The sequence below is a fragment of the Acidilobus sp. 7A genome, from assembly GCF_003431325.1.
Taxonomy (GTDB): Archaea; Thermoproteota; Thermoprotei_A; order Sulfolobales; family Acidilobaceae; genus Acidilobus.
The window spans coordinates 521,664-546,351 of the sequence record NZ_CP010515.1 but is presented as its reverse complement, the minus strand read 5'-3'; the positions used below and the strand labels follow the sequence as shown (position 1 = coordinate 546,351).

The 24,688-nt window shown below is 55.5% G+C and carries 24 protein-coding genes and 4 tRNA genes; 20 read left to right on the top strand and 8 right to left on the bottom strand.

Annotation, left to right across the window (positions count from 1 at the left end):
• Positions 1-308: 308 nt before the first annotated feature.
• Genes ndhC through nuoN form a run of 11 tightly spaced genes read left to right on the top strand, consistent with a single transcriptional unit; the run spans position 309 to position 10,650 of the window.
• On the top strand, positions 309-710 hold the full coding sequence (gene ndhC / locus SE86_RS02790; protein ID WP_117354182.1) for an NADH-quinone oxidoreductase subunit A: 402 nt from the start codon (positions 309-311) through the stop codon (positions 708-710).
• A gap of 2 nt (positions 711-712) precedes the next feature.
• A complete protein-coding gene (gene nuoB / locus SE86_RS02785; protein WP_174221333.1) occupies positions 713-1,330 on the top strand; it encodes an NADH-quinone oxidoreductase subunit NuoB in 618 nt (205 codons plus the stop codon).
• On the top strand, positions 1,314-1,832 hold the full coding sequence (locus tag SE86_RS02780; protein WP_117355078.1) for an NADH-quinone oxidoreductase subunit C: 519 nt from the start codon (positions 1,314-1,316) through the stop codon (positions 1,830-1,832). The genes nuoB and SE86_RS02780 overlap by 17 nt, the downstream gene beginning before the upstream one ends.
• A 3-nt stretch (positions 1,833-1,835) precedes the next feature.
• Complete coding sequence (locus SE86_RS02775) at positions 1,836-3,083, top strand: NADH-quinone oxidoreductase subunit D (protein ID WP_211096695.1); 1,248 nt, start codon at positions 1,836-1,838, stop codon at positions 3,081-3,083.
• 5 nt (positions 3,084-3,088) lie between these two features.
• Complete coding sequence (gene nuoH / locus SE86_RS02770; protein WP_117355076.1) at positions 3,089-4,147, top strand: NADH-quinone oxidoreductase subunit NuoH; 1,059 nt, start codon at positions 3,089-3,091, stop codon at positions 4,145-4,147.
• A gap of 11 nt (positions 4,148-4,158) precedes the next feature.
• Entirely contained in the window at positions 4,159-4,749 is a 591-nt protein-coding gene (nuoI, locus tag SE86_RS02765) for an NADH-quinone oxidoreductase subunit NuoI (RefSeq protein WP_117354180.1), read from the top strand.
• Complete coding sequence (locus tag SE86_RS02760; protein ID WP_117354179.1) at positions 4,746-5,243, top strand: NADH-quinone oxidoreductase subunit J; 498 nt, start codon at positions 4,746-4,748, stop codon at positions 5,241-5,243. Before nuoI ends, SE86_RS02760 begins: the two co-directional genes overlap by 4 nt.
• On the top strand, positions 5,240-5,554 hold the full coding sequence (locus SE86_RS02755) for an NADH-quinone oxidoreductase subunit K (RefSeq protein WP_117354178.1): 315 nt from the start codon (positions 5,240-5,242) through the stop codon (positions 5,552-5,554). The genes SE86_RS02760 and SE86_RS02755 overlap by 4 nt, the downstream gene beginning before the upstream one ends.
• A gap of 8 nt (positions 5,555-5,562) precedes the next feature.
• Positions 5,563-7,131: a complex I subunit 5 family protein gene (locus SE86_RS02750; RefSeq protein ID WP_211096694.1), complete on the top strand. Its 1,569-nt coding sequence runs from the start codon at positions 5,563-5,565 to the stop codon at positions 7,129-7,131.
• Positions 7,132-9,195 carry an NADH-quinone oxidoreductase subunit L gene (locus SE86_RS02745; RefSeq protein WP_117354176.1) on the top strand — a complete coding sequence of 688 codons (2,064 nt, stop codon included), beginning with the start codon at positions 7,132-7,134 and terminating at the stop codon, positions 9,193-9,195.
• Between the two features lie 6 nt (positions 9,196-9,201).
• Entirely contained in the window at positions 9,202-10,650 is a 1,449-nt protein-coding gene (nuoN, locus tag SE86_RS02740) for an NADH-quinone oxidoreductase subunit NuoN (protein WP_117354175.1), read from the top strand.
• A 131-nt stretch (positions 10,651-10,781) separates the two neighbouring features.
• Here the strand turns inward: nuoN and SE86_RS02735 are convergent.
• Positions 10,782-10,889, bottom strand: a tRNA-Met gene (locus tag SE86_RS02735).
• Between the two features lie 155 nt (positions 10,890-11,044).
• Between SE86_RS02735 and SE86_RS02730 the strand changes: the two genes are divergently transcribed.
• The 4 genes from SE86_RS02730 to SE86_RS02715 all read left to right on the top strand — a co-directional run bounded on the left by SE86_RS02730 (position 11,045) and on the right by SE86_RS02715 (position 14,248).
• Positions 11,045-11,203: a ribbon-helix-helix protein, CopG family gene (locus SE86_RS02730; protein WP_117354174.1), complete on the top strand. Its 159-nt coding sequence runs from the start codon at positions 11,045-11,047 to the stop codon at positions 11,201-11,203.
• 98 nt (positions 11,204-11,301) lie between these two features.
• Complete coding sequence (locus SE86_RS02725) at positions 11,302-12,456, top strand: substrate-binding domain-containing protein (protein ID WP_117355075.1); 1,155 nt, start codon at positions 11,302-11,304, stop codon at positions 12,454-12,456.
• Positions 12,457-12,465: 9 nt separating this feature from the next.
• Entirely contained in the window at positions 12,466-13,287 is an 822-nt protein-coding gene (locus SE86_RS02720) for an ABC transporter permease (RefSeq protein ID WP_117354173.1), read from the top strand.
• Entirely contained in the window at positions 13,241-14,248 is a 1,008-nt protein-coding gene (locus SE86_RS02715) for an ATP-binding cassette domain-containing protein (protein ID WP_158543088.1), read from the top strand. Before SE86_RS02720 ends, SE86_RS02715 begins: the two co-directional genes overlap by 47 nt.
• Positions 14,249-14,250: 2 nt before the next feature.
• Here the strand turns inward: SE86_RS02715 and SE86_RS02710 are convergent.
• The 7 genes from SE86_RS02710 to SE86_RS02680 all read right to left on the bottom strand — a co-directional run bounded on the left by SE86_RS02710 (position 14,251) and on the right by SE86_RS02680 (position 19,601).
• Positions 14,251-14,343, bottom strand: a tRNA-Cys gene (locus SE86_RS02710).
• A 109-nt stretch (positions 14,344-14,452) separates the two neighbouring features.
• On the bottom strand, positions 14,453-15,130 hold the full coding sequence (locus SE86_RS02705; RefSeq protein WP_211096692.1) for a phenylalanine--tRNA ligase beta subunit-related protein: 678 nt from the start codon (positions 15,128-15,130) through the stop codon (positions 14,453-14,455).
• Positions 15,127-15,804 (bottom strand): TIGR00266 family protein, encoded by a 678-nt coding sequence (locus SE86_RS02700; RefSeq protein ID WP_211096691.1) that lies wholly within the window; start codon positions 15,802-15,804, stop codon positions 15,127-15,129. Before SE86_RS02700 ends, SE86_RS02705 begins: the two co-directional genes overlap by 4 nt.
• A 531-nt stretch (positions 15,805-16,335) precedes the next feature.
• A tRNA-Glu gene (locus SE86_RS02695) sits at positions 16,336-16,413 on the bottom strand.
• 28 nt (positions 16,414-16,441) lie between these two features.
• Positions 16,442-17,404, bottom strand: a complete 963-nt coding sequence (locus SE86_RS02690) for an NAD-dependent epimerase/dehydratase family protein (RefSeq protein WP_117354171.1) — start codon at positions 17,402-17,404, stop codon at positions 16,442-16,444.
• A gap of 82 nt (positions 17,405-17,486) precedes the next feature.
• Positions 17,487-18,158 carry a class I SAM-dependent methyltransferase gene (locus SE86_RS02685; RefSeq protein WP_117354170.1) on the bottom strand — a complete coding sequence of 224 codons (672 nt, stop codon included), beginning with the start codon at positions 18,156-18,158 and terminating at the stop codon, positions 17,487-17,489.
• Positions 18,159-18,371: 213 nt separating this feature from the next.
• A complete protein-coding gene (locus SE86_RS02680) occupies positions 18,372-19,601 on the bottom strand; it encodes a PLP-dependent aminotransferase family protein (protein WP_117354169.1) in 1,230 nt (409 codons plus the stop codon).
• Between the two features lie 420 nt (positions 19,602-20,021).
• On the opposite strand from SE86_RS02680, the gene SE86_RS02675 reads away from it, so the two are divergent.
• The 5 genes from SE86_RS02675 (at position 20,022) to SE86_RS02655 (ending at position 24,650) form a co-directional block, all read left to right on the top strand.
• A tRNA-Thr gene (locus SE86_RS02675) sits at positions 20,022-20,123 on the top strand.
• A 16-nt stretch (positions 20,124-20,139) separates the two neighbouring features.
• The gene (gene alaXM / locus SE86_RS02670; RefSeq protein WP_117354168.1) at positions 20,140-20,877 is read left to right on the top strand and encodes an alanyl-tRNA editing protein AlaXM; all 738 of its coding nucleotides are present in this window, start codon (positions 20,140-20,142) and stop codon (positions 20,875-20,877) included.
• Positions 20,874-21,599, top strand: coding sequence for a hypothetical protein (locus SE86_RS02665; protein ID WP_117354167.1), 726 nt, complete (start codon positions 20,874-20,876; stop codon positions 21,597-21,599). Before alaXM ends, SE86_RS02665 begins: the two co-directional genes overlap by 4 nt.
• A gap of 34 nt (positions 21,600-21,633) precedes the next feature.
• Positions 21,634-23,226 carry a glycogen/starch synthase gene (locus SE86_RS02660; protein WP_211096690.1) on the top strand — a complete coding sequence of 531 codons (1,593 nt, stop codon included), beginning with the start codon at positions 21,634-21,636 and terminating at the stop codon, positions 23,224-23,226.
• Positions 23,223-24,650: a glycoside hydrolase family 57 protein gene (locus SE86_RS02655; RefSeq protein WP_117354166.1), complete on the top strand. Its 1,428-nt coding sequence runs from the start codon at positions 23,223-23,225 to the stop codon at positions 24,648-24,650. The genes SE86_RS02660 and SE86_RS02655 overlap by 4 nt, the downstream gene beginning before the upstream one ends.
• Positions 24,651-24,688 lie beyond the last annotated feature (38 nt).

Genomic DNA, 24,688 nt, shown 5'->3' with positions numbered 1-24,688 from the left:
GCAGCCTAGCCGCTTAAGGTTATTATGCTCTTCTACCGCCAATCTAGGGCCGTCCTTCCCTTGAACTCTCGCCTTTAGATGCTGGTCCTCTTCGCAAGATATGCCTCAGCCTAGTCCTACCAAAGACCTTACATAATCTAGGTCTCTGCACGTAAAATGAAAGAGCGCTAGCACTAACGCGCCTCTTCTTATTAACATCAGCCTTTGGCGGCTGGGACCCGCCCTGTTGTTATTCATAGATTAAAATTGGAAAGTGAGCAAGAGATTTATATTTGGTCATTAGTTAATCCGTTCGGTGAGCCAGAGAATTGTCCATCGCGTATAGCCCCCTTGTGCTTGCAGCCAACTCGCTTATAATAGTGCCCGCCGCAATACTGGCACTCCTAGTCGGCACGATACTCTTACTTCGCATTGTAATAAGGAGTAGCAGGCACGTGGAGTCCAAGGAGCCTTACAAGTACAAGCTGTTCGAGTCATCAAACCCGCCCAGGGGCGTTGGAAAATCAAGGCTCTCGTTCCAATACTTCGGCTACCTGATAATGTTCCTTGCTGTGGAGCCAGCCGTGGTGCTGTTAACTTTCCTATCGTCGGCGCCCTCCAGCTACAACCACTACCTCCTAATACTATACTTAGTTATGATAGCAGTATTTGCCCCCCTGTTGGCATACGGCGCGCGGGTATCGAAGAGTATTAATGAGTGGAGGGATTAGGCATGGCACAGGCCAAGCAGGAGCAGGAGGGGAAGGCATACATAGGTAACCTTGAGGTCGCAGCCCAGCTAGCTAAGGAGAGCCTGATAAAGGGCACCATAGCTAAGGCTGTCGACTGGGCCACGGCCTTCAGCCTGTGGCCTGTTCACTTGATGACCAGCTGCTGCGGCTGCGAAATAGGGGCGGCCTGGGGGCCTAGGTTTGACAACGAGAGATACGGCTCCCTGCCATGGGTTGGGCCTAGGCAGACTAATCTAATTATCATAGAGGGTACAGTAACTAAGAAGATGGCGTGCACTGTCAGGATAACATGGGAGCAGATGCCTTTCCCAAAGTTTGTCATAGCAATGGGGGCATGTGCACTTGACGGGGGCATATTCTACAACAGCTATAACATAGTTAGGCCCTGGCAGGTGGTGCCAGTTGACATCTACATACCTGGCTGCCCTCCAAGGCCTGAGGCCGTGGCAAGATCTATAGTCGAGCTGCAGAAGATAATTAGAAATCGTGGTGTGGCCTCCAAGTGGCTCATAGAGGGCGTCAGGAAGGACCTGAAGTACGTGCTTCCTAAGGAGGACCTATGTGGGTGGAGGGGTGAGGGAGGTGCCAGCTACAGCTGAGGAGCTTCAGAAGAGCCTGCTTGAGGCCCTTAAGGACTATAAGCCGCAGGTGGAGCCCGTCAAGGGCTACATAGACATTGTTGTGCCAGTCGAGCACCTGGTAGAGGCTGCGGTCAAGTTGAAGGAGCTAGGTTTTGACCATGTTATCTCGGTTGGCGCCGTCGACTACATAGCTAAGAAGCAGTTTAAGGTCATGTACCACGTGACAAGCTACTTAAACGAGGACCTCTCAAAGTTTATGGTATCGTTATCAACTTATATATCTAGGGACAACCCGCACTGTCCAAGCCTCACCCGCGTGTGGCTGAGCGCTGAGCTCCAGGAGAGGGAGACCTATGAGATGTTCGGGATAACGTTTGACGGCCACCCAGACCTGAGGCTCCTGCTGCTAACCCCAGTTGTGGCAGCCCTCAAGCCCCTGCGCAAGGACTTTGTTGTCAAGGAGGAGAGCGACGACATCGAAACTGACTATGAGGCGTTTGAGTCTTCAAAGTGGTGGTGAGCTATGTCCGAGGGATCTGCCAGCGGCGTGCCTCACCTGCCTGGCATGGAAGTGAGGCCCGTCGAGAGGAACGTCTACGAGGTCCAGATAGGCCCCTCGCACCCAGGCTCAGGGCACATGAGGATAATAGTTGAGCTCGACGGTGACGTCATGGTCAGAGTTGACCCCGACATAGGCTTCGTCCACAGGACCATGGAGAAGCTGGCCGAGGGCAGGGACTGGATAAAGAACATACCGTTGTTCGAGAGGATGGCTATACTGGACGCCTGCAACATAACGCTCCCCTACGTTGAGGCCGTCGAGAAGCTACTTGGCATAGAGCCGCCGGAGAGGGCTAAGTATCTCAGGACGCTCCTCTGCGAGATAAACAGGATAGCGAGCCACCTCTACGGCATAGGCATATTTGCAGTGTTCCTGGGCCACTCGACGATCTACATGTGGGCCTTCGGCGACAGGGAGGTCTTCGTGCAGCTGGCCGAGGACCTGACGGGGGCAAGGTTAACCCACTCCTACCCCGTGTTCGGCGGGGTCAGGAGGGACATCCCTGACGACTTCCCCCAGAACGCCAGGAAGGCCGTGAGATACATGAGGTACAGGCTTGATGAGTACGCCAAGATATACCTGAACAACCCTAACATAAGGAAGAGGCTTGAGGGCGTGGGCGTAATCTCTAAGACTAAGGCCGCGGAGCTGGGCATAGTCGGACCTAATGCCAGGGCCAGCGGGATTAAGTATGACGTCAGGCTCGTTGAGCCCTATGAGGCGTACCCAGAGCTTGACTTCGAGATACCAGTCTTTGAGGAGGGCGACTCACTGGCGAGGGCATGGCAGAGGGTTGAGGAGATAAAGCAGAGCCTTAACATAATTGAGCAGGCCGTGGACTGGCTTGAGAAGCACCCGAGGGAGGGCTTCATGCATGACAAGTTCTGGAAGACTGCTCCAAAGCTTTACAAGGACGTCTATGAGGGCAACATACCGTATGCGGGTAAGTACAGGGTTAAGCTAATGCCTCTCTTTGCGACCCTCAAGGTGCCCCCTGGAAAGGCCGCCGCTAGGGTTGAGGCAGGCAGGGGCGAGATTTTCTATTATGTTGAAAGTGACGGCAAGGATGTGCCATACAGAGTTAGAGTGGTCACGCCCTCGTTCAGAAACGTCATAGCCTTCAAGTATGTGATGCCTGGCCACAGACTCATGGACTTACCTGCCATTTATGGGAGTTTTGATTATTTCCCGCCAGAGTGGGATAGGTGATGGATATGGTGACGGCAGCGAAGGTATTTAGCGACATCGGCTGGGGGCTCTTCCATTACATAATATTTTACCCCCCGGTCTACCAGTTCATCATAATACCTGGCCTAGTGGCCGCGCTTGTAATAGTCGTATTCATGATATGGTTTGAGCGTAAGGCGGCAGCGAGGGTACAGATGAGGTACGGCCCGCTTGAGATAAGCCCAAGGACCGGCGGGGCGCCCCAGCTCATAGCTGACCTTATCAGGTACACCGTCCAGGAGCTCATAATACCCAGCGCTGCTGACTTCTTCGCGTTCATAGTCGCCCCGAACGCCATGTTAATACTATCGCTGTTGCCTATGGTAGCTGTCCCAATGACGTCAATAAGCGAGTACTGGCCAATCCCGATGGGCTACAGCCTGCTCATAGCTGTGGCCCTCTCAACCCTGGCACCTATATTCACGGTAGTAATGGCTTGGGCCAGCAACAACAAGTTCTCAGTGCTGGGCGGCGTTAGGGAGTCATTCATAATAGTTGCATATGAGCTCATAGCTGTCATATCTCTGCTGTCTGTGGTGCCACTGCTCCATACCTTTAACCTCGTCGACATAGTTAACTACCAGATGACCGGCATCTGGCTTGGCCTCCTTAACCCCATAGCCCTGCTCGACCTCTTCATCGCAATCCTCATGTCTACCAGCGGGTTCCCGTTCGAGATACCGGACTCCGAGACCGAGCTCGTCGCAGGGCCCTTCACCGAGTACAGCGGCCTCATCTACGGCATCAACATGGGAGGAGGGTACATAAGGAGGTGGGCCTTCTCAGTCCTCATGACCCTGGTCTTCCTCGGGGGCTGGGCGCCCTACAGGCCTGGGCCCGGCATACTGCTGGGGTACTTCGTACCCAGCCTCATAGTTGTGGTGAAGGCAACTATAGTCATGGCAATTATGAGCTTCCTGCGCGCCGTCTACGGCAGGTACAGGCTCGACCAGGCACTTAGCCTGGCCTGGGAGGTGCTCATACCCCTTGCATTTGCTGCCTTCGGCATAAGCGTGGCCGAGGCGTTTTTCGGGGTGCACCCGTGAGGTGATGTGCGATGCCGGCGAAGCCTGAGATTAAGAAGGTCCCGAGGGCAACTTTCCTTGGGAGGGCCATTGCGGGCAACATTGGAGCTCTGACGCTTGGAGTTAAGTACTTCTTTGACCCCAACAGGATAACCCTGCTATACCCCCACGAGTACATCAAGTTAAAGCAGGGCTACAGAGGTTACATTGTGCTGATATTTGACAAGTGTATAAGCTGTGCGTCCTGCGCCAGGATATGCCCAGCAAGGGCCATGAAGATGGTCTCTGTTAACGTCAAGGATAAGAAGCTTAACAAAGTGATGAAGAAGAAGTACCCGGTCATAAACTACAACCGCTGCATATTCTGCGGCCTCTGCGTCGACGTCTGTCCAACCGAAGCCCTCTATCATGTGCCGTACCACGACCTGGTGTACCTAAACATGAATGACATGATACTCAACTTAGAGCAGTTCCAGGAGCAGCCGGAGTTCGTAACTAGCAAGGAGGGCGTGCCTGTTACGTACGTTTTTGATGAGAAGAGGGGCCTCGTCAAGGTGAGGGCCGATGAGAGCGTTAAGCAGGAGGGGCAGATTGGCCAGGCAAGTGGGGGTGAGAACAAGTGAGCGGCGTCTCAGTTGACCTACCGCTCTTCGCAGCCGTGCTCTCAGTTATGGCAATAGTCGCCGCGTACATGGTTATAAGGATCAAGGACCTAGTGTACGCCAGCGTGACGCTAGCCGTACTGGGCTCGTTAACGGCCGCGCTCCTCGCCGTAGTTGGCTTTGGAATAATTGGCGCTTACCTGGTGTTAGTATATGTCGGCGCCGCTGTAATGTTCATAATAATTTCGGTAAGCATGATAGGCCCCCAGAGGGAAGAGACCCGCGAGCCCTTCAAGGGGCTTGTGGCCGCAGCCGCCGTGACCACGCTAATCCTTGTAGTGGTGTTCGCCTTGAGCCTTTACAGGCTCTTCATTGTACCCGCCCCAATTCAGGCCTCGCAGGCGGCCGCCGGGGCCCTTCATGAATACCTGCCAGTCCTGGCCCTCATATTCGTTGGCCAGGCCGCGACAGTGGTGGAGGCTATAGCTATAGCGAAGAGAGGTGAGAGGAAGTGATTATCCTAGACTCGTTTGTTGGCGGCATACTGTTAGTGACCTCAGCTATAATAATAGGCATAGGCGCCTATGGCCTCACGGCATCAAGCAACCTGTTAAGGCAGCTCCTTTCAGTTGAGGTGATGTTCAACGGGCTACTGCTACTAGTCATACCTATATTGGCTGGCTCCTCCTACCTTGCCACGTACTTTGGCATTATAGCGATTTCTGTGGTCTCTGTTGAGGTGATAGTAGTGGTCTCAATACTCATAGCTTTTCTAAGACAGTACAGGAGCCTTTCATCGAGTGACCTGGAGGAGTCGGAGGTGTAAGAGGTATGATGCTTCAGTACCCGCTGCTTTGGGTTACAGTAATGCTTCCAATAGCCCTGGGCGTAGTTGCCTGGCCGCTTAAGAGCAGGAGCGGGCTACACGCGCTAACTTACCTCTCGGCCGCCTCCCTCCTGGCGCCCCTCCTCATAGTTGTAGCCATGTATGCCGCGGGGGTGCTGGAGGCAGGCAGCCTCGTAGACCCCCTCTACTTCAACTTAACAAGGTACTCAATAGGAACTATAGCCCTTGGTATAGACGGGCTATCTGCGCCTGTCATAATAGGACTTTCGATAGTCACAGCTTTTGTGGCAGTTTATAGTATAAAGTACATGGAGACCAGGATAGCCGAGATGAAGGAGGCAGGAGAGAGCCCACCCTCATTTGGGACTTACATTCTGCTCTATGACATCTTCGCGGCCACTATGCTTGGCCTAGCCTACTCGACGAACCTCGTGGAGTTCTACGTGTTCCTGGAGGGCAGCCTCATATCCTCTTTCCTCCTCATAGCATTCTACGGCTACGGCGACAGGAGGAGGATATCGCTGCTTTACTTCGTTTGGACTCACATCGGGGCCGTCGTGTTCCTCACAGGCGCCCTCTACCTTGGGTTCCTCGTCCACTCGTTCAACTACCTAAGCGTCGTCAATGGTCAGCTAGTCTCGGTCGGCTCGGTTGAGTACATAGGCCCCTCAGCAGCAACGATAATAGCGGCCCTGCTACTCTTCGGGCTCTTCGTCAAGATGGCTGTCTTTGGGGTCCACATGTGGCTGCCCTACGCGCACGCTGAGGCTCCAACCCCCATCTCAGCGCTACTATCGCCAAACCTCATAGGGCTCGCGGGCTATGCAATAGCTAGGTTTGTCATACCGCTGTTCCCAACCCAGATGGTGGACTGGCGCGACTTCCTCCTGGGGTTGGCGTTCACTACTATCATATATGCGGGCCTGGTCTCGCTCAGGCAGACTGACTTCAAGAGGTTCTTAGCGTACTCAAGCATAAGCCAGATGGGCTACATGCTCCTTGGCCTTGCCACGCTTAACGCCTACGGCATCAGTGGCGCCATGCTGATATACCTATCACACGCCATAGGCAAGGCCCTGCTCTTCACGACAGCTGGGGTCTTCATAACCGAGGCGCACGGCCTCAGGGACATAGGCAAGATGGGTGGCCTAGCCAGAAGGTACCCGCTGGTCGCCGCGTTGGCCCTCTTCGGATTCATGAACTTGACTGGCCTTCCGCCGAGCATAGGCATGTGGAGTGAGATATATATAGTTCTGGGGGTAGTTAAGTCCCTGCTCTTCATAAACATGGCCACAATTGTAGGCATAAGCCTGCTCCTAATAGTGGCCCTTACAGTGACGGCGTCATACTCATTCATAACTATGAGGAGGGTCTTCTATGGCCAGCCTAGGTCAAAGATAGAGGCCGCCGAAAAGGTTGACAGCTTTAAGCTCTCAATGCTGGCCATAGCAATCTTCAGCGTAATTTTCTTCCTTGCTATAAACCCGATCACGGCCGGCCTCAGCGCGGCCGTGACGCACGTTGTCCTCCTCTCAGGCTTAGGAGGTGGTGCATGAATGGCCACCATAGTTCACGCTTACTGGCTCACATGGTCCTGGACTTGGCTTGCCCCATACCTAGGGGCAGGCCTCCTAGCCCTCATGTGGCTCGCTGGGATTAGGAATGAGAAGGCCTATGGAATAATTAGCGTTCTCAGCGTGCTGGCTAGCGCCTTGGTCTCAAGCGCTGCCCTCTATTACGTGCTCGCCGACCATGAGGTCATATATGCCACGAGCAGCTGGTACTGGGACCAGGTGCTTAAGGTCCACGTCGGTACCTACCTGGACGGCCTGAGCGCCATAATGGCCACCGTGGTCTCCTGGCTCAGCTTCCTCATAGACCTTTATAGCATAGATTATATGAAGGGAGACTGGGGAGTCCAGCGCTACTTCTTCTTCATATCATTCTTCGTGGGCAGCATGATGCTAGTCGTGACGGCCAGCAACCTGATCCTCATGTTCGTAGGCTGGGAGGGCACCGGACTGGCGAGCTACGCGCTCATAGGGCACTGGTACACGGATGAGAAGGAATATTGGGTCGGCGTGCCGGGAAGCACGGCGCTGGGCAAGCCTATGTACTTCGAGCCTAGCACGAGCGGCATCAGAGCCATGCTCTTCACCAGAGTTGGCGACGTAGGATTCCTAGTAGGCATGACTGGCGTCTTCGCGCTAGTAGGCAGCATGAGCATACCAACCATTGCGAGCTCCGCTGGGTCCTGGATGTCGTTCCTTGCCACTAGGGGGCTCCTGACGGCGTTCCTGTTCATATTCACACTTGGCGCCCTCGCCAAGAGCGCGCAGTTCCCATTCACAGAGTGGCTTGTCACTGCTATGACGGGCCCCACGCCAGTCTCGGCGCTAATACACGCCGCCACTATGGTTAAGGTTGGCGTCTATTACATGCTGAGGTTTGCCCCTATATTCTTCGTCGGAGCGCTGGTAGCTTCATCTCTTGGAGCGACAGCTGCGGTCGCCCAGGTGCATGAATACTTCTTCATAGTAGCTTCGCTGGCCGCAGTGACGCTGTTCATGATGGCGACTATGGCAATCGTAAACCACGAGTTCAAGCTGATCCTAGCGTTCTCAACAGCCGAATACTTAGGCTACATGATACTTGCAGTCGCCGCTGGCGGACTGGCGGTGGTTACGGCCAACTACTCCGCCATGGCTTATGCTGAGATGGCTGGCCTCACCATGCTGATAGCCCACGCCGTGTTTAAGGCAGCGCTCTTCCTGGTAGCGGGCTACGCCCTCCATGCTTCAGAGAGCAGGTTCATTGATGACATGGGCAATTTCTGGAAGTACATGAAGGGGACCGGCGTATCAGCGTGGCTCGCGGGCCTGAGCCTCGCGGCGGTGCCCCCGTTCATGGGCTTCTTCGGCAAGGAGCTCGTGCTGAGCACCGTTGAGAGGGCCGAGGTCTACTCCCTGTACGCCCTGGCCGTGGTTGCTGTGGTCTTTACTGCAGCCTACATAACAAGGCTTCTGGTCAGGGTGTTCCACCTGCCGCCGCTCAACAAGGAGTCTGAGGAGAGGCATTACCATGAGGCGCCCCTGCTCATGTTAATACCTTACGCAATCCTTGGCCTAGCATCAATAGCGCTGGGCCTGGCCTGGCTCTATGTGGGGTACTGGGTTGCTGCCGGCGTAGGGGAGACCCTCAGCATAAAGGTCACTCCTCCCTACATGCCTCCGATAGATCTAACCACGATAGTTATAACGGCCGTGGTGCTCGTAGATATCATAGGGGTGGCGCTCCTCTACCTGAGACGCCACAGCCTAGTCTACCTCCTTGAGAGAAGCAGCGCGCTGAGGGCCATACACTCCTTCCTCTTCAACAGGTGGTACGTTAACTCTGCCATCTACTACCTGTTCCTGGACTCCTTCGCTGGCCTCTCGTGGCTCCTCAACGTTATCAACAGGGCCATAGACCTCTTCTATCACTACGTCCTTCCCAAGGCTGGCGAGCTGACATCAAGGGGGCTCAGAGCGCTCTTCAGGGGCCGCACTGACTACATACTAACGCTTTACCTCTTCATGCTTGTCGTTGTTGGCATAATGATATTCATGGCGTGGAGGTGATGAGAAGTGTGGGAGATTGGAACCGTTGAGTTCTTCCTCTACGTGACGCTGGCGGCCTCGCTCATAGCGCCGCTGACGTCGCCGTCTGGCAAGAGGGACAACATGGCTCCGCTAGTGATGGCTGGCATTGGGGTCGGTTCCTTTGCAGTTGCAGCCGGGCTCTCACTCTATGCCTCCTCACTAGGCTCACCGCTCAGCTTTTACAACGGCCTAGTGGTCCAGGATTCCTTCACGTCACTGATGCTTCTAGGAGCGGCGGTAGCCTCAGTCCTCTTCCTGCTGGCGGTGGGAACCGATGGTCTTCAGTGGACTAGCAGCCCAGCCCTCTACAGCCTCGTCCCAATGGCACTGTTCGGCGCGTTCTTCCTCGCTGGCGCCACCAACGCCTTAGTTATACTTGCATCATGGCTGCTGGTGTCGGTCATAAGCTATATAATAATTGCATCGCCCGACGCCAGGGAAGCCAAGGCAGCAGGCATAAGGTACATATACGTTGGCATGGTGGCCACGCTGATGCTTGTCAGCTCCCTCACATTCCTGGCGCTGGCCTCAAGCACGTACTCGTTCTCGATAGCGCCTCTAGCTGACGTCAACTCAGCAGCTAGGGGACTTATGGCCCTCGCAGTGCTCTTCCTCCTTGCAGCCCTTGGATTCAAGGTAGGCATCTTCCCGTTCCACTGGTGGCTCCCAAGCGTCTACGGCAGGGGTGACGGCAGGACCGTGTCGTTCGTGGCCGCAGTCGCGAAGCTGGCCTTCCTCGCGGTGCTCACAAGGACTTTCATAATAATAGCCTCTGGCGGCGGCCTCTACAAGGAAGTTGCCCTGACGCTGGCAGTGCTGGCAGTGGCCACCATGACATACGGCAACGTGGCCGCCTTCACCACGAGGGATCTCCAGGTAATACTTGCCTACAGCTCCATGGCCCAGGTAGGCTATATCTTTGCTGCCATGGCCGCCGCCTCTTACTTCGCTGGGGTTGGCAACGAGTACATGCTTAAGCTGGCCCTGTTCGCAGTTGCCCTCCAGTCAATAGCTTATGCCATGGCGAAGGCCCCACTGTTCGCGTTCGTGGGCGAGGTCGGCAGGGGCCTCGACTCGCTGAAGGGCCTCATGAGGTCAAGTCCGCTGAGCGCCGTTACTGCCTCAGTTCTGCTCTACAGCCTGCTCGGCGTGCCACCACTCCTGGGCTTCTGGGGCAAGCTGTACATGTTCTTCTCCGCCGCAGGAATAGCGGGCTATGGAATCTGGTTGGTTCTGGCAGCACTAATAAACAGCGGCATCAGCTCAGTCTACTACATAACAGCGTCGAGGGAGCTGCTCCGCAAGGACTATGAGGGAACTCCAAGGCCTAGGGTCAGGTACTCCACCGCCTTAACAATTGGCGCCCTGCTGCTGCTAGTGCTGGGCATCGTCGCTCCGCTTCTCCTGGGCTCCATAGTATCAATTTACCTGTGACGCGCCCAGCGCCACTTTTTGTTTAAGGCTCTTTTATTGAGCGTTAACTTTAATCACGCTCCTGTCAGCCAGTGTCCGATAAGACATAGTACAATAAATGTGCAATAAATGATAGCTAAGAGTAGGTGACGTGGTGCCGCCGCCGGGGTTTGAACCCGGGACCTCCGGATTTCCCCAGCCCCGACCTCGGCTTCAAGGCCGTATGAGTCCGGCGCTCTTACCTGCTGAGCTACGGCGGCACCGTCTGTAGACCTTGCGGACACTCTTTTAAGTGTTGCCTCCAGGGCTCACAGTTTCGGGAACGAAGCTAGGCCTCCGCCGAGGGGTTTGAGTAAGCGGGTTCTTGAAGAGCCCTTTTACTCTAATCCTAAGTCATGGAGTGCAGGGCTAACAGATGCAGGTTGAAAGATCCCTCAGAATAATCTCATTCAAACTTGACGTCGACACCCTTATGGAGCTTGACAAGCTCGCAGTGAGTGAAAAGAAGTACAGGAGCGAAGTAATAAGGGAGGCCATAGAGTCTTACCTAAGGATTGTGAGGGCTGACAGGTGAGTCTGAATATTAATACAGAACTCTTGTAAATAACGTTTTTATATTACTCAGCTCCGTGCGTTACAAGGGTAAGCTTCGTGAGCCAGACGAGGGGCTCCATGTGGCTTTATCTTGCAGTGGGCCTCATCATAGGCCTTGCTATAGGCGCCGGGGTCGGCTATGTTGCAGTCCCTCGTAAGACTGCTGCTATCACGGCCACTAAAGTCTCTGCAACTACCACTACAATGACTTCAACAGCTTCAAGCGCGCCTTTTACCATTGGAGCGGCTGGCACACTCAAGTTCAGCTTCAGCCAGCTGCTCTCAATGTATAAGGCCTACAACCCCTCTATAGTTGAGGGCCAGCCTCTCTTCGCTGGGAGCGGCGAGGTGGCGCAGAAGGAGGCCACAACTCAGGTATTCAGCCTGGTCGCCAGCGCCGACACCACTACCATACCCTCCGTGCTCTTCCCCAAGTACGCAAGCTATGAGATAGCCTTCGGCGTGACTCAGATGGTAGTAATAGTTGACCTTGAGACCCCGGCCGGCAGGGAGGTCTACAGCCTGTGGAGGCAGGCTCAGCAGGAGACGCCCATGAGCGCGGAGTGGAACCAGACCTGGGAGAGGATATTTGACATAATAGCCCTCAACTCAAGCACTGTCGTGGGCGTCTCAAACCCGTTCACCGACCCGAGCGGCTACCAGGCCCAGTGCGTCCTCAGGCTGGCCGGCCTTGCGTTTATGCACAACGCCTCCTACTACTGGGACGCGGTCTATAACAACGTGAACAAGTACCAGATGAGGAACACGGAGATAGACCTGCTGACGCTTATGTACGCCAACAGCTCCGTTCAGTTCATTCTCTCGGCCTACATGTCAAACGCCATGCCTCAGACGGAGGCCTACCAGGCCAAGGGCTTCAACATGACATACATAACGCTCCCGCCGTTCATAAACCTCGGCAACATGAGCTACGTGAACTTCTATCACCAGGTCAACGTTACCTGGACCGAGCTGGGCCAGACGAAGACCTTCGCCTGTAACCCTGTGGTCTACACGACCACGATACCGTTCTCTGCGCCGAACCAGCAGGCCGCCATAGGCTTCCTGCTGCTGCTCTTCAGCCCAGCTGGCCAGAGGGTGCTTGAGAGCTACGGAATAAACCCAATAGTGCCCGCCGTCGTCTACGGCAACTACTCGGCTGTGCCGGCCCCCTTGAAGCCCTTCACGGTGCCCTTAGCGAATGAATCGTACCTTAGCAGCATATTCCCGTGAGGGTCAGCCTTGAGGCCAAGCCCTTTTCTACTGCTGTTGGCTATAGCTGGAGGCCTTTTACTGCTTTTCTTCTCATACCCTATAGCTGTGCTCATACTCGTTGGCGGAAGTGGACTGGCTGAAGCCCTGAGGGTCAGAGGCTTTGAGCTGGCGCTCCTAGTGACTATAATTACTTCGACTATAGCCGCCGCGGCCTCCGTTATCTTTGGGGTGCCGCTTGCCTACGTGCTAAGCAGGCAGAGCTTCAGGGGTAAGGGGGTCATAGAGGCGCTCGTGGACCTGCCGATAGCGATACCGCACATAATCGTTGGCGTCATGATAGTCCTTGCCTTCTCCTGGTACGTCGGCCTGGGCCCGATCCTTCACAGGCTTGGCATAAACGTTGTGGACACAATACTTGGGGCCGCCATGGCAGTTACATACGTTTCGGCAACCTACACCGTCAGGGTCGTCGAGTCCGCCCTCAACGCGATTAGCCCTGATCTTGAGCTGACTGCGATGAGCCTTGGGGCCTCAAGGGCCAGGGCCTTCACAAGCGTGGTCCTGCCGAGGATCTGGAGGTCCGTGGCCGGCGGAGCCCTCACCTCGTGGGCCAGGGCGGCCTCAGAGGCGGGCGCGCTCTTCATAGTGGCGTATGATGTCTACTTCGGGAGGAGCCTGGTCTACCCAGCCCCTGTGGCCATATATGAGGCCTACGTGGGCCTCGGCATAATTGAGGCGGCCAAGTTCTCAGCTGCGATGCTAGTTGTGGTTCTTGGTATTTTTGTCCTGGCCAGGCTGCTCCTTGAGGCTAGGAGGGGACCCAGGACTGCCGGCGCTGCTGAGGCTTGAAGGGGTCGTGACGAGGCTTGGAAGCTTCACACTGGGGCCCGTGGACCTTGAAGTAAGCAGGGGCGAGGCAGTGCTGCTGTTCGGCCCCAATGGGGCAGGGAAGAGCACCCTCCTCAAGACAATACTTGGGGCCTACAGGCCCTTGAGAGGCAGGGTGCTAATAGATGGCGTTGATGTTACAGGCATGCCTATAAATAAGAGGGGCATAGGCTACGTGCCTCAAGGCCTGGGCCTCTTCGACAACATGACTGTAAGGGGCAACATAGAGTTCCCGCTCAGGGCTAGGGGTGTTCCAAGGGCCGAGAGGGAGACCGCCGTTAATGAGATCGCTGGAAGGCTTGGCTTAAGCGAATTACTTGAGAGGAGGGTCACGGAGCTCTCAGGCGGTCAGATGCAGAGGGTAGCCATAGCCAGGGCCGTGGTGGCGAGGCCGAAGCTTCTTCTCATGGATGAGCCAGCGTCAAACCTCGACCCAAACTCCGTTGAGGACCTTGTGGACCTGGTGAACTACGTCAGCAGGGAGCTCGGCGTCGCTACAGTCATAGTGAGCCAGTACATCACAATGCTCCTGAGGGCGTCGACACGGCTTGTCTACATGGAGAGCGGCAGGCTCTACGACCTAGGCCCCGCTGAGAGGGCCCTCTCAAGGCCCCTCAAGGCCCAGGCGGCCAGGTACCTGGGTTACGACAACGTAGTGCCATGTGAAAAGCTTGCCCCAGAGCTCTGCAACGGGTCCAGCCACGTGGCGGCCAGATACACATCCATCATAGTGGGCGCCGACAGGTGCGACGGCATAAGGCTGTCCGGTAGGCTGGAGCTGGTCTACGTTGATATAAATAATAGCGTGAGGGCACTCATCAACGTTAACGGCGTGAGGTTAGTCGGCCTCCTCGCGGGCCAGGTGAGCTCCAGCTATGTTGACGTGTGCATTAAGAATAACAGCGTGGTTCCTGTTGAATAGCGTGGAGCCGGGGCCGGGATTCGAACCCGGGATATAACGGGTCTCCGCGGCTGTCCACTGCAGCCCGCCGCCTTGGACCGCTCGGCCACCCCGGCTCCACAGCGCTATAGGACCTCGTGGGTTAAGTGCTTTTGTACCTGAGCACACGAAGTACAGATTCATTGAACTCAATTATCCTCGTTGACGCCTATAGCGCCTTCTAGGTCACGCCCTGCAGAGGGGCCCCTTTTGACCCCAACCAATGAGCCTGGCCAGCTCTACTGTACGCAAGACTGCCCTGTCCACAAGATCAGAGGGAACCCCAGGGACGCCGGTGCCTACCACGAGAGCCCTGCGCGTCGTCTGCCTGATGGAAGTCAGCGCTGAGTCCCTGTGAGCGTATATATGAACCACGACGCCGGCTGAGTCGATCATGATTGGATAACCCCTTGGAAGAACCTGCTCCCTCCCACCTATCGGAAAGAACCTTTCCCCGCCCTCGCTCAGCTTCACGAGGAGCGGCAGCTTTGCCAGGTCCAGGTCATAGAGGCCTATGGGCACCAGCGTCTCCAGCGACGCGGCGTTGCAGGCGTCTACCAGGGGGCTCACGCTCGGGAAGTCCCCCCTGAGGGCCCTCCTGGCGAGGGCCTCAGAGCTGGGTCGCATCTTGGTTGGGTCTATGCCGAGCCTCCAGTAGAAGTTCCTGTATGCTCTTACCACTTGGTTATCCTTGAGGTCCTCCAGTGACGCTAAAGCCTTCGTGGCGTTTGTGACCCTGCTAATAGCGTCCCGTAGCCCGCTCTCAACAGCTGGACCTGCTAGCTCCACGAAGGTGAAACTGACGAATATCCCCCTAGCCCTGGCCTCCTCTGAGATAGCTACAGAGTTGCAGCTGTAGCTCAAGCTCTTACCACCTTGGCGATGTCCGGCATCAGGCCCATTATTATCTGCTGCCTGCTGAGGGTCCTGAGCCAGATCCTGCCTGGGCCTGTGGCCCTGGCAAACCATAGGCCCTCCTCACCAAAAAGCATGGTCTTAAAGCCGCTCACTCTGCCGACGGAGACCTTTACCGAGGAATCAAAGGCCAGGACGTGACCGGCCTCGGCGTCCACGGACTCCCCAGGCCCGAGGCTTAACATAACAGCGTCGCCACTGGTGTGCAGGAACAGCCTGCCTGGCCCCCTGAACTTGGCCATTAATAGCCCCTCGCCCCCGAGCCAGCCAAAGCCGAGCCCTGTCAGGGAGGCGTCGTAGCTGACTGACTCCTCAGCTGCCAGGAAGCTCCTGTGCTCAGCCAGGACCTCATCGTTCTGCGACAGCTCTATCTCAACTATCTTACCTGGCGCAAAGCCGGCCAACGAGGCGCTGCCGGGCCCCTCAAGTTCGAGGACGAAGAACGTGGCGCCTGTGAGGGCTCTCTTAAGCCCTGACAGAAGGCCTCCCTTTGCAGACGCTGTGAGCCTGACGCTCTGCGACTTATAGATTAAGTGACCCCCCTCAGCGTAGACCTTCTCCTTAGGGCCTAGCTCTATGTCAAGCCTCTGTATCGAGTCCCCCACCGCATTAAACCTTGTCAAGCCTCCCATCATGAAGGGCTCGTCAGCCCTGCCTAAAAGGGGTTCCATAAGAAGGTCTTCATAAAAACCTTAAAAGAAAGCGAGCTGGCTACTTTAACCGCCTTTTAGTAAGCTGTGATAAAAGTCTCTGCAAACTAACTTAAGGCAAGGTTATGCGCTGCGCTTCCTTCTCATCGCTCTGCGCTCTCGCACGACATAGCTCCACTAACAGCGCTGCAGAGCTTGTAGACATTACTAGATGGCCTGAGCAGAGGGGCCTACGCCTTCAGGCGCGTCGGCTTAGCCAACCTTCAATAGAAAAGTTTTTAATTTATAAATAATTCAAATTAAAAGGGTCAATTGGTATGGTAGACATAAAGAAGGGCCTAAAGGACCTTACTGATAAGACCAAAGAGGTAGGTAAGGAGGCCGCCAAGAAGACCAAGGAGAAGGTAAAGTAAGGGTTTTGTTTTCCTATTTAGAAATAAATTTATGATTTTTATTTGCGTAGCAAACAACAAAAGCATACCGATCCCTGAGAGCTGACACAGCTGGTGCCGCGGCCGGGATTTGAACCCGGGTCACGGGCTCGAAAGGCCCGCATACTGGGCCGGACTATACTACCGCGGCACCCAGTTAGCCATTATAGCGGGGAAAATTAAGCTTTGAACTCGCTCAGCGCCTCTGCAACCGCCCTTCTCACGACGTCCCTGCTGCTCTTAACCTCAGGAGCCCAGCCCCAGCTCATGGCCTTATCAACCGAGAGCTGCATGACTTTTACGTCACCCTTCCACCCCCTGCCGCCGTCGACGCCTCCTGTAGTGTAAACCTGAGGGGTAAGGCCCATGGCCTCGGCCACTATGTGAGCTATCTCAAGCACCGAGACCCTATCAGGGGTTCCCACGTTAAAGGCCTCATACCTGACCCCCTTATCTATGGCCTTCATGAGCAGCTGATACATGGCCTTGACAGTGTCGCGCACATGAACGTAGCTCTTGCTCTGAGTGCCATCCCCGAGGACCTCGAGACTGCTGGAGTTCCTCCTCAGCTTATTTATAAAGTCATAGATAACGCCGTGAGTGGACCTGGGTCCCACCACGTTAGCGAGCCTGAAGGAGACCGCTGTCCAGTCGAATGTGAAGGCGTAGCCGCTTATCAGGCCCTCTGAGGCCAACTTGGAGCCACCGTACACGCTTATGGGGTAGAGCGGGCCATAGTCCTCAGGCGTCGGTATAACCTTGGCGTCACCATATACAGTTGAGGATGAAGCGAACGCTAATGCCCTGACGCCGGCAACCCTCATGCTTTCAAGGACGTTATAAGTCATCTCAACGTTCTGCCTATATATGGACTCGGGGCTCTGCTGACCTATCCTTACCTCTGGGTTGGCCGCCAGGTGAAAGACCGCATCAACACCCCTGGCAGCCTCCCTGGCCACCTCAGGCCTCAGCAGGTCAGCCTCTATAAACCTGAGACGCGGGTTCCCCATGACGCCCTTAAGGAACTCTACCCTGCCAGTGCTGAGGTTGTCAACTACGGTGACACTATGCCCCTCGGATATGAGAAGCTCAACTAAGTGGGACCCGATGAAGCCCGCACCCCCTGTGACCAGGAACCTCAAGCACATCACCTTGAGCTAGCGCTCTCCGCGCGATAATACGCATAAAACGCGTCAGGCCTGCGCGGGCTCCTCATCCCATAGGTCAGCCCTTTCGAGCCTCTTCACCCACCTCCAGTTGACGACCAACTTTCTTAAATCTCATGCAGACGAAGCCCTCCCTGCCGGTATATACTGTTGGAACCTCAGGTCTTGGCTCATCGTCCGGTCCATACGCCAGAGTGCCGACGGCCTTGTCAAGCCTAAAGCCTGCTGAGGTGAACATGTCGACGACCTCACCGAAGCTCAGGAACCTGGCCGCGCTGTAAAAGGGGTGCCCCTCCTTCGCCTCAGCCTCATACCTGCGGCCCCAGCTGCTCTCGCTTGGCACTATGCATGGTACAGCCCAGCCGCCTGGCTTGAGCACCCTGTAGGCCTCCAGCACCGCCTCCTTGGGCGTTGGGAGGAAGCACAGCGTAACTACTATGAAGGCCACTGACATTGACTCAGACCTTAAGGGCGCTGACTCTGCCCTGCCCTGCACAGCGTCAACTCGCCTGAGCACCCTGCCCAGCGCGGCCATGCCTATGCTTGGCTCGACCCCAAGGCAGCCGAGGCTGTCCGTGAAGAAGCCCGTGCCTGAGCCTATGTCAACGCAGGGCCTCTGGCCTGGGTCAGCCTCCAGCACTGCCAGCAGCTCGTTCCTCGCGGTGACCCTGTTCCTTGTAAACCAGTCCTCATACCTGTTGGCGAGCCTATCGAAGAGGCCCCAGGTCAAGACCGTCTGCCCGCTTCCGTAGCGTCCTCGAGCCGTAAATGTTTAGCCTTTGGTACTTCACTAGCTTCAGCCCTAGGCACCCACCCATCTTAGCACTACGTTTAACCCCTGCTCACTATGGGAAAAGTTATTTGCCTGTGACCTCTAACCCTAGCTGGGCGATGACTGAAACTTAGTTCTGAAAATTGTGATGAGGGTCTGGAGCAAAGAGCCCTAGGCCGAGGTCGCCCTCTTAGACGCCAGGTAATCCTTTGCGGTGTCAGCTATTATCTTTATCCCGGTCCTCAGCTTGTCTGGCGACAGGTAGCTGAAGTTTATTCTCATTGCATTAGCGCCGCTGCCGTCGGAGAAGAAGTTCCTCCCTGGCACATAGGCGACCCCCCTGTCTATAGCCGTTGGCAGCATGTCGGCGGTGTCGACGCCCTCGGGCAGGTAAATGAAGGCGAAGAGACCTCCCTTCGGCTTAAACCAGTGGCTCCCCTCAGGCATGTACTCCTCTAGCGCGTCAACCATAACGTCCCTCTTCTCCTTGTAGGCCTTCCTGGCCTTCTCTATGGTTTTGTCAACTACGCCCTCCCTGATGGCGTAGAGCGCTATATACTGGGAGAGGGTTGAAGAGTGGAGGTCCACCATCTGCTTAGCAAGCTCCACGGCCCTCGTAAGCTGCCTGTCAGCTATCATGTAGCCCAGCCTAAGGCCCGGCGCAAGTATCTTGCTGAACGTGCCAAGATATATGACTCTGCCCTCGCTGTCCATGGTCTTCAGGTGGGTGAAGTTTGTGTCGTCAAACACGAAGAAGCTGTACGGGTCGTCCTCAATTACCAGCAGGTCGTACTTGCTCGCAACCTCCAGGAGCTCCTTTCTCCTGTCATCACTCATTATGACGCCAGTCGGGTTGTGACACGTAGCAACCGTGTATATCATCTTGACATTTATGCCCCTCTGTTTGGCCTTCTTTATGCTGTCCTCCAGGAGGTCTGTTCTCATGCCGTTCTCGTCAATGGGCACAGGTATAAACTCGGCCCCGTGGTACCTGAAGACGTTGAGCGCGGCCAGATACGTCGGGCTCTCGACAACAATGCCGTCGCCTGGGTTCACGAGGGTCATGGCAAGCAGGTATATTGCCTCCTGGCTGCCAGTGGTGACGGCTACCCTGTCGTTGTCATTGACCTTAACGCCCTTCCCCTTAACAAAGTCTACTACTGCCTCCCTGAACGGCATGACGCCAAGGGTTGGGGAGTACTGAAGCGCGCTGTCACCAAGCTCCTCTATGACCCTTGAAGCGATAGCCGCAAGCTCCTCCTTTGGGAAAACCTCAGGTCCTGGCAAACCCCCTGCCAGGCTAAGCACCTTTCTGTTCTCGGTGAGCGTTAGGATTTCCCTTATCTCCGATGGCCTCATGCGCTTAACGTTATCCGAGAGCTTACTTTCAATACCAATCAAAGGGCCTTACCGACCTGTCAGAAGACTACAGAAGGTTTAAAGCGTCACGTATCTTAAGTTCGAAACAAAATAAAACCTACTATGTACACATAGTGGGATACTCATATAGCTTGCTGCGTCAAGCCAACTTAGGCCGACCTCAGAAGCGAGGGCCCCCTTCAGGACAGCTCCAGGTTCCTCATCTGCTCGGGGTTACAATTGAAAAGCCTCGCCCTTCAGGGCGGGGAGGGGGTCAGACCCATCACCTTGGGGCAATGAGGGTCTTCAGAACCCCCTAGGGCGCAGGCTCTATCCCAGTTCGGGGCTAACTGCAAGGGTTGGCGCTCCCTCACAGCCATGGAGGGCCTTAGCTGCGCCTGTCCAACCTAGCTGAAACCAGGTTAAGCATTTAAACGAATGGCAGGTGTTACAGCATTTAGGGCCGCCGTAGCTCAGCCGGTAGAGCGCCGGCCTCGTATGGTCTCGGGGCGCCGAGGTCGGGAGAGCCGGTGGTCGCGGGTTCAAGTCCCGCCGGCGGCTCCAGCCAAGGGTGCGTGAGATGGTTAGGTTGCTATACCAGGAGGACTCATATATCAAGGAGTTTGAGGCGAGCGTGACTAAAATCGACCAGAACAAGGTCTACCTTGACGCCACCGCCTTCCACCCGGGGCCCTCAGGGGGCCTTGACGCTGACACGGGCGTGCTGGTGTTGCCCGCTGACGCCCAGGTCAAGGTTATAGACGTGGTTGAGGACGGTGACGACGTAGCCCACGTACTTGAGTCGCCCGCCCAGCTTAAGCAGGGCGACCGCGTGAGGGGCATCATAGATTGGGACAGGAGGTACTCCATGATGAGGCTTCACACGGCCAGTCACGTCCTAGCTGCAGTGCTCTACAACAAGTACAACGCCAAAATAACGGGTGGTCGCATAAGGCCTGACATGGCTCAGGACGACTTTGACCTGTCTAACTTGGAGAACTGGAGGAGCGCCATAGCTGACGCCGTCAAAGAGGCTAATGAAATCCTGAGGAAGTGCGTTGAAGTTAAGGTGTACTGGCTTGAGAGGGAGAAAGCCCTGCAGATACCGGGCATAGTCAAGCTCGCCAGCAGGCTGCCCCCAGCCGTTGACAGGCTAAGGGTAGTTGAGATACCGGGCGTTGACATACAGGCTGATGGAGCCCCTCACGTTAAAAACACCTGTGAGGTTGGCAGCATAGAGGTCATTAACATAGAGAACAGGGGCAGGACAAGGAAAAGGGTGTACTATAGGCTATCGCAGCAGGTGCCAAGTTTTTGATGGAGCCGCCAGACGTTGAGAGCCTGGAGAGGGAGTGCGCAAAGCTCAGGAACAGGAGCCTGCTCCTCGACGGCCTGCCAAGCTCCCTGAGGCTAGCTATAGGCGACCGCGAAGGCCTTAAGTCAAGGCTGCCTGAGATGGTCAGTCTGGCCTCGGATCTAGTAGAGTCACTCATTAATGATTACGCTGCCGAGGTGGAGCTGCCCAGGAACGTTGACCCAGCTAGGGAGTTCTCTATGACTGCGTGGCCTGATGAAATTAATCAGAGGCTTGTAGGCCTGGCCATCTACGCCTGGTTCCCCTTCTCAATATATAGGTCCGATGCGAAGGCCGAGTATGAGCCCATAGAGTTTGTGTTCCTAAGAGACGAGGATAGGTACAGGCTCCTCTACGCCTACGCAAGGGTCCACTACGACCTTTGCGAATACGCGCTCTTCGGCCTGAGGAAGGTTAGGCTGAGGTTTATGTATCATGGCCACACGCCATATGTCGATGGAGTAGGCTACGTGAGGGTTAGGTGCCCGAAGGTAAAGAGCAGCCTAAAGCACACTGGAAGGAGGTACTGGAATAGGATATGGCTGGGCGCGGCACTAACGTTCGAGAGAATAGTGAAAGGCGCCACCGTCCCCCTTTCCCTGCTGCTCAAGTATGGCGTCCTATCATTAATGCAGTGCCCAAACGACTCTGTCACCAACCCATTTAAGTCACCTATTAGAGTTTAACCTGAGTCCTGTACTAGATACAAGGCGGAAGGGCTTGGCTCACAGAGGGCTTATAGCGCCAAGGTCGATAAAGAGGGTCTGGATGCTGACGTTTGAACTAGCCCCTATAGTGAAGCTTGGCGGCCTTGGTGAGGCGGTGTACCTTTACGCTAAGTCCCTCAGCCAGGAGGGCATAGAGGTCACAGTGCTGATGCCATCGCACGGAAGACACCTTGACCTTGGGACGAGGGCGAGATACGGGCTGAAGCCGCTTGACTTTGCAGCGTGCGGCAGCCGGAGGGGCGTCGATGGCAATAAATACGATTACTGCCTAGGGGCTGAGGAAGCCTTCATAGATAACTTCAGGGTTGTGCTTTTCAAGGGCCTTGACTATTCAACAGGCGTGGTCTTTGACTCGTGGAGCCCCTACTCTTATGTTGAGGAGAAGGCGGCCTTACTAGCGAGGGCCGTGAGGGCGTTCTCGTGGACAGAGGTCCAACCTGACATAATTCACATGAATGACTGGCACACGGTGCTGGCTGGCGTAGCGCTTAGGGACGAGTTTGAGAAGAGGGGATACGCCATTCCCCTCCTTTACACGATACATCTGAGCGGCTCCCCAAGCTTCCCCTGGCACTACGCCTCGTCGGACTGGGCAGGCCTTGATGATAGCCCCCACCTGGTCTGGAAGGTTTACAGGCACGAGCCTGTGAGCAATAGGAATGCCTGGGACTCGGTTGGGGGCAACGTAGAGGCCTTCGGCGTCATTGAGGCTGATACACTGCAGACAGTCAGCTACTCCTACTTGAATGAGGAGCTGAAGAGGAAGTATGGGGACTGGATAGGCAGCAAGTCCTGCGTTGTCTATAATGCCACGGACTGGAGCCTCGAGGAGGTCGAGAGGTGGATAAAGTCAAGCTATGGCACTATTGATCATCAGGTGCTCTTTGAGATTATAGATAAGTACATAAGGCCGGGCTCCTGGACAGATGACATAGATAAGAGGCTGGCGCCTTTCCTTATCGCAGGCAGGCTGACGTCTCAGAAAGGAATAGACCTGGCCATAAGGGCCCTTGACTATGCGCCCTCGGCGTCCCTTGTGGTGCTCGGCATACCTGTCGGCGACTATGGGTACGAGCAGTACGTCAGAAGGCTTGCAGAGGAGAGGAGGGGTAGGGTGATTATATCCGCTAACAGGCTACCCAACGAGGTCTACAGGGCCCTTGTAAGGCTCTCCACGTCAATGCTAGCGCCGTCTAGATGGGAGCCATTCGGGCTTGTCGCAGCCGAGAGCCTCTCCCTTGGGACCCCTGTGATAGCGACAGCCGTAGGAGGCCTTAAGGAAATAGTTGTTGACGTAAGGTCAGGGAAAGGGGACGGCCTTTTGGTTAGGCCCGAGGACCCCCACGAGCTTGGCTTAGCAATGGAGTCCATGACCCACATAATGTGGGACCACGACGTTGAGCGCATACCCATTGAGAGGCTGAGGTCAATGGCGCAGAGTGAGCCAACCCTGGACTCCTACATCAGGGAGTTCGCGATCAACGATGTTAACAACAGGTTCAGGCCCAAGTCTGCAGCGGCGCAGCTGCTCTCATGCTATGACAAGGCCAGGCAGATGGCCTACTACAAGGCGATAACCACATGACGTCCAGCGTTGTTCTCTTCTTTGAGCTCCACCAGCCCCTGAGGCTTAAGAGGCTCTCCTACTACTCGCCATCTAACTTACCACAGGACTTTGATAGCGCGTTAGACTCTCAGGGCAACTCGGAGATACTCTCACGCGTAGTCTCCAAGACCTACAGGACCGCCACGAGGATACTGTACGAGGCGCTTGACAAGGTAAGCGACTTTAAGGTTACTATGAGCATCAGCGGCGTCCTGCTGGAGAGGTTAAGGGCTGAGCACCCTGATGTAGTTGATTTAATGAGAAAGATGGTTGAGAGGGGGTCCCTGGAGCTGGCAGTCCAGACCTACTACCACTCCCTGGCATGGTTCGTTGACAGGGGCGAGTTCATGGAGCAGGTCAAGGCCCAGGTGGAGCTCGTGAAGGAGACGTTTGGAGTCAACCCCTCCATCGCTGAGAACACGGAGTTTATATACAACAACGACATTGGCTGTGCCCTGTGCAACATGGGCTTTAAGGGCGTCATAACCGAGGGCGTGGACGGCCTCTTGGGATGGCGCTCACCTAACTACGTCTACCGTAACCCGCTCTGCGACGTTAAGGTTCTACTGAGGAACTACAGGCTCAGTGACGACATTGGCTTCAGGTTCAGCAACAGGCAATGGGTGGGCTACCCTCTGACGGCAGACAAGTACGCTTCCTGGGTGGCCGCGAGCCCAGGAGACCTTGTAGTTGTCGCCCTTGACTATGAGACCTTCGGAGAGCATCACTGGCCTGAGTCAGGCATCCATGAGTTCCTGAGATGGCTTCCAATAGAGCTGAGCAGGAAAGGGGTCAAGTTTCTCAAGGCCTCCGAGGCCCTAAACCTTGAGGCCAAGGATTACTTCGACGTACCCCCGTGGTCAACGATAAGCTGGGCCGACGAGAGGGACCTGAGCGCCTGGCTGGGCAACGGAATGCAGAGAAAGGCCTTTGACACACTCAGGAGATACTACTACTTTGCTAAGGCCCTGGGGGGCGACTACTTAAGGGCCTGGAGAATAATGTCGATAAGCGACCACTTCTACTACATGGCCACGAAGCCTGGGGGAGAGGGGGAAGTTCACGCATACTTCAGCTATCTGGGTGACCCCTACGACTCCTTCCTCACGTACAGCTACGCGCTGGAGCTCCTCGGCCTCAAGTTAAAGGAGGGGCTCAGAAGAAGCCCCTGCGCGCTGCTTAGAGTTAAGCTGCCAGGCGACCTCTGCTTTAACTTCAGGGATAAGGCTGGGAATGTTATAGGAACAGCGTGCAGCGTAGGGGAGCTCCTGCAGGCTGAACAGAGCCTGCCGAAGGAAGTAGTTAACGCAGCTGAAACCAACTACTATATCAATAAATGGCTACAGGACCTGTTCGGCTTGGACGCTGAGAGAGCTAGGCACCTCATGAGCGCGTGCACTTAGCTCCATAAACAAATGAGTAGAATAGCCTCTTTAGTGGT

What these genes read in the sequence shown, in the direction of transcription:
- nuoB (WP_174221333.1), top strand. Translation starts at nt 713, where the DNA reads ATGGCACAGGCCAAGCAGGAGCAGGAGGGGAAGGCATACATAGGTAAC.
- SE86_RS02730 (WP_117354174.1), top strand. Translation starts at nt 11,045, where the DNA reads ATGCAGGTTGAAAGATCCCTCAGAATAATCTCATTCAAACTTGACGTC.
- SE86_RS02745 (WP_117354176.1), top strand. Translation starts at nt 7,132, where the DNA reads ATGGCCACCATAGTTCACGCTTACTGGCTCACATGGTCCTGGACTTGG.
- SE86_RS02725 (WP_117355075.1), top strand. Translation starts at nt 11,302, where the DNA reads ATGTGGCTTTATCTTGCAGTGGGCCTCATCATAGGCCTTGCTATAGGC.
- nuoI (WP_117354180.1), top strand. Translation starts at nt 4,159, where the DNA reads ATGCCGGCGAAGCCTGAGATTAAGAAGGTCCCGAGGGCAACTTTCCTT.
- SE86_RS02775 (WP_211096695.1), top strand. Translation starts at nt 1,836, where the DNA reads ATGTCCGAGGGATCTGCCAGCGGCGTGCCTCACCTGCCTGGCATGGAA.
- alaXM (WP_117354168.1), top strand. Translation starts at nt 20,140, where the DNA reads ATGGTTAGGTTGCTATACCAGGAGGACTCATATATCAAGGAGTTTGAG.
- SE86_RS02655 (WP_117354166.1), top strand. Translation starts at nt 23,223, where the DNA reads ATGACGTCCAGCGTTGTTCTCTTCTTTGAGCTCCACCAGCCCCTGAGG.
- SE86_RS02750 (WP_211096694.1), top strand. Translation starts at nt 5,563, where the DNA reads ATGCTTCAGTACCCGCTGCTTTGGGTTACAGTAATGCTTCCAATAGCC.
- nuoH (WP_117355076.1), top strand. Translation starts at nt 3,089, where the DNA reads ATGGTGACGGCAGCGAAGGTATTTAGCGACATCGGCTGGGGGCTCTTC.